The 11,073-nt window shown below is 68.6% G+C and carries 13 protein-coding genes, 1 pseudogene and 1 riboswitch; of the genes and pseudogenes, 2 read left to right on the top strand and 12 right to left on the bottom strand.

All coding sequences use genetic code 11. The features are described 5' to 3' along the window. Positions 1-286: 286 nt before the first annotated feature. From AC08OV_RS20580 to AC08OV_RS20555, 6 genes and pseudogenes are all read right to left on the bottom strand, one after another. Positions 287-676: a type II toxin-antitoxin system VapC family toxin gene (locus tag AC08OV_RS20580; protein ID WP_476620138.1), complete on the bottom strand. Its 390-nt coding sequence runs from the start codon at positions 674-676 to the stop codon at positions 287-289. Beyond that, positions 673-960 carry a type II toxin-antitoxin system Phd/YefM family antitoxin gene (locus AC08OV_RS20575; protein WP_476620137.1) on the bottom strand — a complete coding sequence of 96 codons (288 nt, stop codon included), beginning with the start codon at positions 958-960 and terminating at the stop codon, positions 673-675. The genes AC08OV_RS20580 and AC08OV_RS20575 overlap by 4 nt, the downstream gene beginning before the upstream one ends. A 19-nt stretch (positions 961-979) precedes the next feature. After that, a complete protein-coding gene (bluB, locus tag AC08OV_RS20570) occupies positions 980-1,759 on the bottom strand; it encodes a 5,6-dimethylbenzimidazole synthase (RefSeq protein WP_476620136.1) in 780 nt (259 codons plus the stop codon). Positions 1,760-1,795: 36 nt separating this feature from the next. After that, a riboswitch (cobalamin riboswitch) is annotated at positions 1,796-1,993 on the bottom strand. 99 nt (positions 1,994-2,092) lie between these two features. Further along, positions 2,093-2,425: a hypothetical protein gene (locus AC08OV_RS20565; RefSeq protein ID WP_476620135.1), complete on the bottom strand. Its 333-nt coding sequence runs from the start codon at positions 2,423-2,425 to the stop codon at positions 2,093-2,095. A gap of 46 nt (positions 2,426-2,471) precedes the next feature. Next, on the bottom strand, positions 2,472-3,167 hold the full coding sequence (locus AC08OV_RS20560; protein ID WP_476614917.1) for a hypothetical protein: 696 nt from the start codon (positions 3,165-3,167) through the stop codon (positions 2,472-2,474). Positions 3,168-3,234: 67 nt separating this feature from the next. After that, positions 3,235-3,306: pseudogene (locus AC08OV_RS20555) on the bottom strand (AbrB/MazE/SpoVT family DNA-binding domain-containing protein); the annotation flags it as partial. Between the two features lie 204 nt (positions 3,307-3,510). Between AC08OV_RS20555 and AC08OV_RS20550 the strand changes: the two are divergent. Beyond that, positions 3,511-4,815 (top strand): 2OG-Fe(II) oxygenase, encoded by a 1,305-nt coding sequence (locus AC08OV_RS20550; RefSeq protein WP_476614916.1) that lies wholly within the window; start codon positions 3,511-3,513, stop codon positions 4,813-4,815. Between the two features lie 149 nt (positions 4,816-4,964). Here the strand turns inward: AC08OV_RS20550 and AC08OV_RS20545 are convergent, their stop codons facing one another. From AC08OV_RS20545 to AC08OV_RS20520, 6 genes are all read right to left on the bottom strand, one after another. Beyond that, positions 4,965-6,161: a PIN-like domain-containing protein gene (locus AC08OV_RS20545; RefSeq protein ID WP_476614915.1), complete on the bottom strand. Its 1,197-nt coding sequence runs from the start codon at positions 6,159-6,161 to the stop codon at positions 4,965-4,967. 107 nt (positions 6,162-6,268) lie between these two features. Next, complete coding sequence (locus AC08OV_RS20540; RefSeq protein ID WP_476614914.1) at positions 6,269-6,751, bottom strand: hypothetical protein; 483 nt, start codon at positions 6,749-6,751, stop codon at positions 6,269-6,271. Next, entirely contained in the window at positions 6,744-7,673 is a 930-nt protein-coding gene (locus AC08OV_RS20535) for a ParA family protein (protein ID WP_476614913.1), read from the bottom strand. Before AC08OV_RS20535 ends, AC08OV_RS20540 begins: the two co-directional genes overlap by 8 nt. A 155-nt stretch (positions 7,674-7,828) precedes the next feature. Continuing rightward, positions 7,829-8,155, bottom strand: coding sequence for a DMT family transporter (locus AC08OV_RS20530; RefSeq protein ID WP_476614912.1), 327 nt, complete (start codon positions 8,153-8,155; stop codon positions 7,829-7,831). Between the two features lie 84 nt (positions 8,156-8,239). Continuing rightward, positions 8,240-8,599, bottom strand: coding sequence for a hypothetical protein (locus tag AC08OV_RS20525; RefSeq protein WP_476614911.1), 360 nt, complete (start codon positions 8,597-8,599; stop codon positions 8,240-8,242). A 198-nt stretch (positions 8,600-8,797) separates the two neighbouring features. Beyond that, positions 8,798-9,346, bottom strand: coding sequence for a hypothetical protein (locus AC08OV_RS20520; RefSeq protein ID WP_476614910.1), 549 nt, complete (start codon positions 9,344-9,346; stop codon positions 8,798-8,800). 769 nt (positions 9,347-10,115) lie between these two features. On the opposite strand from AC08OV_RS20520, the gene AC08OV_RS20515 reads away from it, so the two are divergent. Then, positions 10,116-11,073, top strand: a 958-nt coding sequence (locus tag AC08OV_RS20515; protein WP_476620134.1) for a DMT family transporter, incomplete at its 3' end; no start/stop codon positions are given.

Here is an 11,073-nt window from a genome sequence, read left to right as displayed (position 1 = left end):
CCCCAGCCCCAGCCCCAGCATCGGCCCTGCCGGCCGGGCAGACGCCCCCGAGCTGCTGACCACCGGGGAACTGGTGGACCTGTTCCTGCACGGCGCGCTCTCGACCGCCGGGCCGAATCCGTGAACGGGCCCGCGCACGGCGGTGGATCCGCTCCCCCCCGGCGGCGAGGCCTACGCCGAGCTGACGCCGCGGCGGCGGACCCTGGTGACCGTCGCGCTGCTCCTGACGCACGACGTCCCGGTCCGCACCCCCAGGCTCCGATGGGTAGCGAGCCCGGTCCCCGCCTCAGGCGGGCACAGCAACGGTCAGGCCTTCCTGGGCGGCGGCGGTCGACAGGCGCTTGTCGTAGCTGACGAAGACCAATGACGGCGCATCGAGCCGGAGCGCCGTCGCGAGATGCAGGGCATCCAGCGAACGCAGCAACGGATCCGTCAAGGCCGCGGCGGAGACCATGATCGGCTGGTCGATGGGCACGAGCGTGATCCGCGACAGGACGTCAGGGATACGGGGAAGAGCGGCGGGGTCGCTGCAGCGCAACGCTCGGGTCACTTCGAGCATCGCAAGCGCAGACGACACCGCGACGCCTGGCCGCACGGCAAGCCAGGAGCGCAGCGCACGCGTCTCACTCTCCGGATGGGTCAACTTCACCAATGCCCTGGAATCTAGATAATTCAAGAAGATTCCCCGCGTAGCTCCGCCACCACGTCCGCGGAGTCACGGCCGTCCCAGCTGCCCGTGGACGTCGGTTCGGGGAGATCAGCCAGGCCCGCGGTGGAGAGGGTAACGCGCCCCTCGGCAACGAGTTGGTCCAGGTAGTCACTGCCCGTCTGCGTCAGTTCGGGCACCAGCCTCGCCCACGGTCGTCCGTTGCGAGTGATGATGATCGATTCTCCCGCGTGCGCACGGTCAACCCAGGTACCCACGGCATGGCTGAGATCCCGCAGGCTCACCACAGTCATGCCTCAAGTCTAACAAGTGTTAGACACCCGCTGGCCCGTCGATTCCAGGATCAGCGGGAGCACCGTCCCCGGACGGCCACTCGCCCCCGGACGGCATCGCGCCCCCGGACGGCATCGCGCCCCAGCGCTCGGCGTGGACGGCGTCGGCGAGGGGACGCCGCCGGGCCCAGCCGTGGCGTTCGAGGTCGGGAACGTGCTCGAGGTGGGTCACCGGCCCGAGGCAGAGCCACGCCACAGGCCGGATGTAGGCGGGGATGGCGAGCAGGTCACGAACGAACGGCTCCCGGTAGAACGACACCCAGCCCACCCCGAGACCCTCGGCGGTCGCGGCGAGCCACAGGTTCTCGATCGCCAGGCACACCGAGTACAGGCCGGCGTCGGCGATGGCGTGCCGACCCAGCACCGCCGGCCCGCCGCGGTGCGGATCGTAGGTCACGACCAGCGACAACGACGACTCCAGGATGCCGTCGATCCTGATCCGGGCGAACCGGGCGGCACGCTCACCGGTCAGGGTCGCGGCGAAGACGGCGCGCTCGCGGCGCACGTGGGTGTGGAAGTCCCGCCGGGACCGCTCGTCGGTGACGAGGATGAAGTCCCAGGGCTGGCTGAGGCCGACGCTCGGCGCGGCGTGTGCTGCCCCGAGCACCCGGTCGAGCACGTCGGCGGGGATCGGCCCGCCGGTGAACTGGCCGCGCACGTCGCGCCGCCGGTGCAGGACATCGTGGAGGTTCGTGGGGTGGAGGTTCGTGGGGTGGAGGTTCGTGGGGTAGCTGTCGGTAGGGTAGCTGTCGGTAGGCATGGCAGGCTCCCGCTGTCCGGCCGCCCGCACGACGACGGGCGGCGTCGATGCGGGGCCGGTCTTCGGACTTCCGGATCAACGCCGGCCGTCCGCCTTCCCAGGCCCGAGGACCCAGTGGCTGCGCGGCGCGCATGGACGGCGACTTCCCGGTTACCGCGGCGGGCCCGTGCCGGACCTTCACCGGCTTCCCGATTCTCCCCGGTCCCCCGGGGCACCCCGCGCATGACGCCATTGGGGACGATACAGGATAAATCGCCACATCAAGGTGGCGGCGATCCGTCAGCCGGTGAATTTGGGGGACCTGAGCACGGTCTACGGCCCCTGAACCGTGCCTTACTCCCCACAACTCGGCCGCCACGCGATCAAGTGGATCCGGGAACTGCTCGCCGCACAGGGCCGCACTGGCGCCGCCGCGAGCCGTCCCTCACCAGGCGAAGTGTCGGCACCGGCCGGTCGACCTCGCCGCGTGCATCGGCCCCACCCTGGCATCGGCCCCACCCTGGCATCGGCCCCGTGCGGCCAGTCCCGGGTGACGTCGTCGATGGTGGCCGCGATGGCCGCGCGGCGAAGCCACAGGTCCAGCTGGTCGGTGTCGACGCAGGCGAGAATCCGCTCGCGGACCGCGCCAGGCACCGGCACGCCGCGGCTCTCCAGCACCAGCAGCACCGACCTCGCCTCGCCACGGGCCTCGCCAAGAGCCTCGCCACGGGCCTCAGCGCGGGCGTCGATCTCGTTGTAGCGCTCGTTGTGGTAACGCCCGGCCGAGGATCGTCGTCATGAGGAAGGCCTCCCATCGGGCCCGGGCTGCCTCGGGCAACCGACCCACTGTCACGTCATCATAAAAGATCTTCTTGCCTGGTTCCAACACGTCCAGCGCCGCCAGCAGCGCCGGGAACATCACGTCGATCTTGACATCGTCGAGGTGGCAGATCGCCGCGAGCAGCACCGGCGCCGGGCGGGCCGCCGCCAGCTCCGCGTCAGCGACCAGGGGCACGTCGGCAGCAGTAAAGAACCGGGGGTACAGCCGCACGCCGCTGCGGGTGTCCCCGGCGATCTGGTCGCGATACCAGCGGGCGACCGCCGGATCCGGGGTGAACACCACCAGCGAGGCCTTGACCTGGAACTCGGCCTCCAGGTGCCCGACATAGAGCTTCCAGGACCCCAGCTTGCGGAGGTCACGGCCACGCTGGACCTCGTAGACGGTGCCTCGCACCGGCCTGTCGTCCGGGTCGCAGTACAGGACCATCGCGTCGGCCTGGAAAGTGTGCGGGCGGACGTTGGGGTCGTACAGGCGCGCGTGGTCGAAGGCGGGGGCGTCGTCGCCGAGGAGCTCGGTCTGCACCCAGTCGGGCAGGGACGAGTCGAGCCGGAGCAGCTCGAGCGGCGTCTCGTGAGCGGAGGTGGGCATACCGCCACGATGCCCGATGGGTCCGACAGGTCTGGTTCGCAACCTGCACACCAGCGCCGTAAGGCGAGATGTCCACCTTCGTACCCGGGAGCAGGCCCAGCGCCTCGCGGATGAACTTGGGCAGCACGATCCGACCTACTTGATCGACAACAGCTTCCGTAGGAGAACGATACTAGTTTGATCCCATAGCCGTGAGCGTCGCCAACCGCCGTACGATACTCCTCCAGTGGGGGTGCACGATCGACGGCTGCGACGACTGGGTACCGACACCGGTCGAGTGCGCCCAGCCCTCTAGATTTCTGCGAGAGGTACCGCTTCCTGGGGATATTGGAGGGCACGGGCAATGGCGACCGTGGCGCGTGACCGGCTGGCGAGGATGCTGCGCGGCGACGCGGAGACCACGTTCAGCGTGGGACTGACAGCGAGTAGGGATGACCTGAGCCTCGAAGTCGAGGGCGTCGGGCCCGTGGCCTTTCCAGTCCGGCCCGAGCAGGCCCGCGAGCTGCTCGGCCTCGGCCAGCCCGCCCGGTTCGGCCGCGGCGAGGAGACGCTGACCGACCCGGGCGTCCGCGACACCTGGGAGATCCCGAAGCACCTCGTCCACGCCCAGTGGGACGACAAGGCACTCGACGTTCTTCTGACGACGGCAAAAGACGAGCTGGGCCTGCCGATCGCCGCCGAGCTGACGGCCGACCTCCATGCGCTCCTGGTGTACGAGCCGGGCCAGTTCTTCCGCGCCCATCAGGACAGCGAGAAGGACTACGCGATGATCGGCACTCTGGTGGTGGTACTACCCTCCAGCCACACCGGCGGCGAGCTCGTGGTGCGCCACCTCGACGAGAAGATGGCCTACCGGGGCTCGAAGACGGACCTGTCGCTGGTCGCCTTTTACGCCGACTGCCGGCACGAGGTCGCCGCGGTGCGGTCGGGGTACCGGATCGCGCTCACCTACAACCTCCTGCTGCGCGGGGACACCGCCCTGCCGGAGGGCGACGAGGGAGCAACCGCCGAGCTGGCCGGCTTCCTTCGCGAGCACTTCGGCACGCCCGTGGCCAGCCGCTACGGCAGAGGCGCGGCCGACCCACCGAACCGGCTCGTCTACCTCCTCGACCACGAGTACACCCCGCGCGCGCTGGGCTGGAGTGGGCTGAAGGGCGCCGACGCCGCTCGCGTGTCCCTGCTGCGGGCCGCGGCCGAACGGGCGGGGTACGAAACCGTGCTCGCGCTCGCCGATGTCAAGACGACGCACAACGCCTACGAGGTGAATGAAGACCTCGGGCACCGAGGAGGACGGTACTGGGACGACTACGACGAGGACGACGAGGACGACTACGACGAGGACGACTACGACGACTCGGGCGAGGACGACGTCGAGTACCAGGTCGAGGAGCTGCTTGTCTCCGAGGTCACGCTCACGCACTGGACCGGCCCGGAGGGCACCCGGCTGGAAGAGGTCTCGCTGGACGTGAGCGAGGACGAGGTGTGCGCATCCACCGGATCCGACGACCTCGAGCCCTACTCCTCGGAGTACGAGGGCTACATGGGCAACTGGGGCAACACGCTCGACCGCTGGTACCACCGGGCAGCAGTCGTCGTGTGGCCCCGCGAGCAGGCCTTCGCGAACCGCGCCGAGACCTCGCCGGCCTAGGCTCTTGACAAGCTCGCCGGAACGGCGGTGCTGTCACAACCAGCACGTCTGCATCGTGGCCATGCTAGAATTTTGGATCGCGCGACGCGACCACAGCCCCGACGATGCGCGGGCTCGCGCTTCGCAGGGCAACGAGGAGCAGGAGCGCCTCAGTCCTCCGAGTCGTCCGGGTTCGCCCATTCGAGTACGAACGGCAGAACAGACCTTGGGACGGTGAAGCCGGTCGCGAGCCCGACGGTCTCCTCGTCGTAGCTGGTCTCGAGGAGATCGTCGACTCCGTCGGGAATCAGGCCCCGGTCCTGGAACACCTGGACGATACGTCGCACCGGCCGGGTAAACCCACGGAGGCTGCGTTCCGCGTCGTACTCCGCTATTCGGTAGACATCTGCACGGCTGATGAATCCACCCAGCTCGGCGGCCCGCCGCACTACTCTCGCCTGCACCGGGGCCTCGCCGGACAGCCTATCCAGTACGGCTGCCACCGCATTGGCGGTCCAGCCGTCGCCGACCAGCCGTGCCTCGATCTGCTGGACCCGTTCGACGTTCTCCAGGGACGACTCGGAGACGACGACATCAAGGAGCGTCCGCGCCCGTTCGAGCAGAGCGTCGGGCTGCACCATGAAAAGCATGCGGCCCGTGACCGCCCTCATCTCGCGCACCAGTTCCGGCCGCGGCCCTCGGGGTGCCTCCCGTACCCGGCGCCACCAGTCCTCCTTGACGTCGCTGGTCACGAAGAGGGCGTCACAACCGCGCGTCTTCGCCTCGTCCAAGAGTTCGCACCAGACAAGGTAGTCCCCCACCGGGGCGTCTCCTGGCTTACCCTTGTCCTTATAGCCGGGCGGAACCTCGTCCCGAACACGCTGGTGGCCCTCGGCGATACGCTTCGCCAGCACGTCCGGGGCCGGCTCCTCCGCCACCTTCCCGGCAAGGATGCGGCCGAGGGCGATCACGACCGGGTCGCTCGCGGAGTCCTCCAGGTAACGCACACCATCCGCATCGAACTCCGCGACGCGCTCTATCGCCCCGTCGAATCCAGCGTCTATGTCGGTGCGCAGCTCCTCCGTCTCCTGGGGAGAGAGCGATCTGCCCTTCGCCCATTCGCTGAGCAGCTGCTCGGCCCGGGCTCGCAGTTTGTCCAGATCGGCGGTAAGCGCCGACGTACCCCGGGGATCGCGCAACACGCCGTCGCGCACCGACCAGAACTCGGCTTTTACCTGATAGGGGACCCAGAGACGGTCACCGAGATTGGCCAGCACCGCCAGGAGGCTGTCACGTGCCTCGGAGCTGTACCGATAGAGATTAATCAGCGTGTTCGCGTCCGGCACCACGAGGCCGGACGCGAACACGGAGCTGAAGTCGTCATCCGACGGAGTGCGATATGCTTCGAAGCTTTCGAACAATCCGCGCAGCGATTGTACCGTCGGCGGGCTCGGAGCCGCCGCGCCGATCTGTGTCATTCCGCGGTATCCCTCTCTCGCATCGCCCGGGCAGTGAGCTCCACCCCGAGCGTGGAATCGACGATCTTGCGGATGATGTCGGCCTTGCGCTCCTTCGACGCGAGCCGCACGCCGAGCCCGCCAGCCAAGCCCCGCAACGCGGCCACGGTCCCGATCGCCGCCACATACCTGGCCGCCTCGTCTCGACTGGACATCGCCATGATGGCGGTCCGCGTGGCCTCCACGTCCACGTCGGCACCGGGCGAGCGCCGACGTGGACGCTCAAACGCCTCGGCCGGCCCGGCCACCGGGGCGACCGAGAGCTCATCGGCGCCGCCCGGCACGCCGGCCGGCTGGACCGCTACGCCAGAGGCACGGATTACGGCCAGCTGAGCCCGCCCCTCCGTCAGATCACGTATCTGCGCCGGTTCCAGCCGCCCGACAAGTCGCGCCACCTGTTCAAGCACCAGGCTGGCGAGGCCAGCCGCGAAGTCAGACACGGTTGGACTCTCCGATCCTGCGGACTATCTCGGTCACCAGGGCACGCATCTCCGCAACGTTTTTTTCGGGAGCGCGGTCGGACAACACCAGGGGTAGACTCTCTCCGGCCGCATCCGCATAGAATCTGTGGTTCTCCCGAATCAGGGTACCAAATGCAGGTACCCCGGCGCGGGGCCTGTCGATGAAGTTCTGTTCGGCCAGGATCGGCCCTTTACCCTGGTAGCGGACCATCGTGAAGACGATACCGAGGATGACAGCGGAAACGCGGTCCTGAGGTCCCAGCGAACGAACTCGCTCCGCTGTCCCGTTGTAGGCTCCCTTGAAGTGATCAAAGCGGTCCATAAAATGTTCGATCGCCACGGTTGAAAGCTCGTCCGGCTTCGCCGGGATCACCACGAACTGGCTCGCGACGATGGCCGAGCGAGTCAGCATGCCAAAGCTCGGTGGGCAGTCGATCAAAACGAGCTCGTAGTCGCCGGACGGGATCTGTGTTAACGCGTCACGCAGCCGCCCGAACACGCGCAGTAAGTCTTTGCTGCTCCGGGCACCGATCTCCCGGTGCGCGGCAACCACCAGATCTTCCTCAACGTCGCTCAGTGTCAGATCAGACGCGATGATGTCGAGGCGTCCGTTGGCCCCGATGTAAAAGTTGGCCTTCGCGGGGGTGTCCACCAGTTCCAACGGGTCCCGGAGTTTCCCTCGCGGCCGCCACGACTGGAACCAGTGCTTGATCGTACGGTGCGGCTGAAGGTACTCGCGCCACTGCTCGGGGCGATAGAACGAAAGCGTCAGACTCGCCTGCGGATCAAGATCCACGAGTAGGACCCGCTTGCCGCGCCGAGCGATCTCGGCTCCGATGTTGGCCGTCAGGGTGGTTTTCCCGACGCCGCCCTTGTAATTCACCACCGAGACGACCTTCACCGTCCCCCCCCTTCGGCCTGTCGCCGCGCACCCCGTCCCACCGCACCGGCCTCACCAGCAGCTCAGACAGAGGCACAACCGACACCGGAACGCGATGGCGGTTCTTAGTATAACTACCTGCGCTTTGACCAACCGGAGAACCCGCTACCAGCCGGTCAGCGGTGGGCACCGCCGAACTGGAGACCGACCACGCCGACGATGACGAGGATCAGCGAGGCGATCTTCACCGCGTTCATCGACTCGCCGAAGACGGCCGCGCCAATGACGGCCATGGCCGCGGTGCCGGCCGCGGACCACACCGCGTAAGTGAAACCGATCTCCAGATGCTGCAATACTCGAGACACGAAAAAAAATGACAGTGGATAGCAGAAACAGACCATCAGGGTCGGCCAGAGTCGAGTGAACCCGCTGGTCTCCCGGAGCGCCAGCGTTCCAGTGATCTCCAGCACTATAGCGACGATAAACTGCACGGCGATGGCCATACCCGGACGATATCGGCGCGCCGGATAGCGGTCACCCCGGCCAGGGAGTTCAACCCGTTCGACTCGTCGATCGGGTGGCGGTCATCAGTAGCGGGGTGCCGGCCCCGTGCCGGGCACTCGCCTCGGCGAGCAAGGCGGCCAGCCAGCCCAACGCGCCCAACGTCCACTCGGCGAGGGCTCCCTGGAAGGTAACCCGGTCCGAGCAGGTCCCTGCCACAGTTCGTCGACGACGGCGGATTCCAGCACCGGATGGTCGTCGTTCGCCGGGGAGAACGAGTCATCCGAGAAGACGTGCTGGTCGAGTTTACGCAGCCAGTCAAGCATCGCGGGGGCGGCGGAACGGATGGCCGGGTCCTGCCCACCGTCCACCGTCACCCGCACCCGTGTGCTGTGCCGCGGGACGCAGTCGGCGAACCAGCCGGCGTCCTGCAACAGACTTCCCACGGCGGGTGTCCGTAGGCGGCACGGGACGGCGACGCCCCGGCGACGGCCGGCCGGTCCTGCCCAGCGTCGTTCATCCCCCACAGGCCGCCGGAGGCGTGAGGATGCGACGAAGGGATCCCGCTCACGGGTGCACCGCCAGCTCGCTGTACAGGGAGACGAACAGGGTGCCGGCGGGCCCGGCCGCGTCACCCTCGTGTACTACCGCCGGCACCTGATGTTCCGACCCTTCGTGACGAGTTTGTTCGGGTCGTCGGGCACGCCGACCAGATCCACGTCGATGACGCTACGCCACCCCGTCAGCCTGCTACTCCTGCAGTGGCCCCGCCCGGTCGCCCGGTTCCCGGCGCCACCGCCGGACTTCACCGTCGACCGGCCCACCGTGCCGACGTTCCGCCACGTGCCGTCGCTGTAGTACTCCTGCGGTTGGACGGTGACGACCGCCCTGGTGACGTCGCAGTCGATGTTGACCCACCAGCCGTGTCCGGACGCCTCGTGAGCGGAACTGGAGACGTGTACGTAGTCGCCCCTGGTCTCAAAATAACACACCCGCGCGGATTTCGTGGTACCGGCTGGGGAACTCCTGTCCCGCAGGCCATCCGCGCCGGCCGCGGCGGCGACCGCGGAACCCGGGGCGGGCGCGGGTACCGGCCCCGTCGACGCCGTCGGCCCCGCGGTCGCCGCGGTCGCCGCGGTCGCCGAGATCTGCGACGTTCCGGTCAGCACGGTGCTCGCAATGCAGGATCCCACGGCGAGCCTACGAAGAGAGTGACGCACAAGCGCACCTCCGAATCGGGTCGGGCAGCGGAAAGAAAACCGCGTGCCCGGGGCGGAAATTGACGACACGCACGGCACCGGTCCCACCGGTCCCATTCGGTTCCGGGCGTCATAAAAAATTGCATCGCCGCCATGCCACGTCAAGCAGGCGGCCGTCCACCCGACCCGTGTCGGACCCTACCGGTCGCCGACGGAAATCTTTTCCACATGGCAGGCGAAAACGACTCGCGCAGGCGTTTCTACTTCAGCCTGGCGGTAATCGTCTCGACGCCGCGCACGGCGCCGGTGGTGTCGCTGCCGCCGTGGGCGTAGAACGCTTACGGCCGGTCGGCCGACCGGCCGCGCTCCTGTCGGTCTGGAGCGATCCCGCTTCCGTGGACCGGGGGTGTGAGACAGCTACGCCGAGGCCCAGCGAGCAGGACGTTCCCGCTCGGATCACACCGGCGCCCACCAGCCGGGATACACCACATCCGGTTCCCCGGGCCGGTACATTACGGCCATCGTGTCCAACATGCGCGGTCCAGGCAATGCACCACGGCGGCTCGACCGGCCGCTCGGCGGCGTACACCGGGTCCCGGCGGTCCCGCTGTCTCTGCTGTCTCTGCTGTCTCCGACGCTCCCCGGCGAGGCACCCAGCCCGATGAGTACGCCCGCGCAGGGCGGCCGCCATCCCGTCAGCGCGTCCGGCCGCCCGCCGGCAGCCGCCCCGCAGGCCGGCTCCACCTGACGGACCGAACGATCCGTGTTGCTCTTCATCCCGCTGGCCCTGTGCGCCGCGTTCCTGCTCGCGTCGTCCGCGGCTCTGCAACAACGCGCCGCCGGACGCAGCCGGTTCGCCGCCCGTGACGACCGGGCGCACGCGCTGCCCGGGATGGGGCATCTGGTCGACCTGGCACGCGAGCCTATGTGGCTGCTGGGCTGGCTGACGAACGTCGCCGGGTTCTTCACCCAGGCGCTCGCCCTGCACCTTGGTTCCCTCGCCGAGGTGCAGCCCCTCATGGTCACCCAGTTACTGTTCGCGCTCCCGCTGGGCCTGGCCCGCACCCATCTGCGGATGGCGCGGGGAGCATGGTGGGCGGCGGCATCGATCTGCGTAGGCCTCGCGCTGCTCCTCACGGTCCAGGGACGCCTCCCCGCCCATGCGCCCCTGGACGAATACCGGCTGGTGCTGACCATCCTCGCGATCATTGCCCTCGCGGCGACACTGACGGTGTTCTCCCGCGGCCGGCGACCAGCGATGCGTGCGGCGATGCTCGGAGTCGGCGCCGGGCTGTTCTTCGCGCTGAGCGCCCTGCTGATGAAGCAGGCCACCGACGAGACCCTGAACGAGGGGATCGGTACCACCGCGACCCACTGGTTCGCCTACGCCCTGGGCGGAGTCACGATAGCCAGCCTCGTACTCGGGCAGATGGCGTTCGCCGTGGGTCCGCTCGCACCGACCGTCACCGCCATGAACATCACCAATCCGACGGTCTCCTACGCCCTCGCCGTGCTCGTCTTCGGGGTACCCGCCCCGGACACCCCCGGGGTTATCACGGGTGTCACGGTGGCGGCCCTGCTGGTCGTGGGCGGGGTCGTCCTGCTCGCCCGCTCGCCCGCCCTGCCACGCCCCACCCGTCGCCTGCCTGACGTCTCTCGCCACGACGCCCCTCGCCACGACGCCCCTCGCCACGACGCTCCCGCCCCGATGCCCCCGTCCT

The sequence above is a fragment of the Frankia sp. CeTa3Moorea genome, from assembly GCF_978021225.1.
Note: the sequence above shows the minus strand (reverse complement) of the source record. Positions and strands in the feature narration are given on the sequence as shown.

Coding starts and splice junctions, on each gene's coding strand:
- AC08OV_RS20575 (WP_476620137.1), bottom strand. CDS start 960: ATGACTGTGGTGAGCCTGCGGGATCTCAGCCATGCCGTGGGTACCTGG.
- bluB (WP_476620136.1), bottom strand. CDS start 1,759: ATGCCTACCGACAGCTACCCTACCGACAGCTACCCCACGAACCTCCAC.
- AC08OV_RS20560 (WP_476614917.1), bottom strand. CDS start 3,167: ATGCCCACCTCCGCTCACGAGACGCCGCTCGAGCTGCTCCGGCTCGAC.
- AC08OV_RS20550 (WP_476614916.1), top strand. CDS start 3,511: ATGGCGACCGTGGCGCGTGACCGGCTGGCGAGGATGCTGCGCGGCGAC.
- AC08OV_RS20530 (WP_476614912.1), bottom strand. CDS start 8,155: ATGGCCATCGCCGTGCAGTTTATCGTCGCTATAGTGCTGGAGATCACT.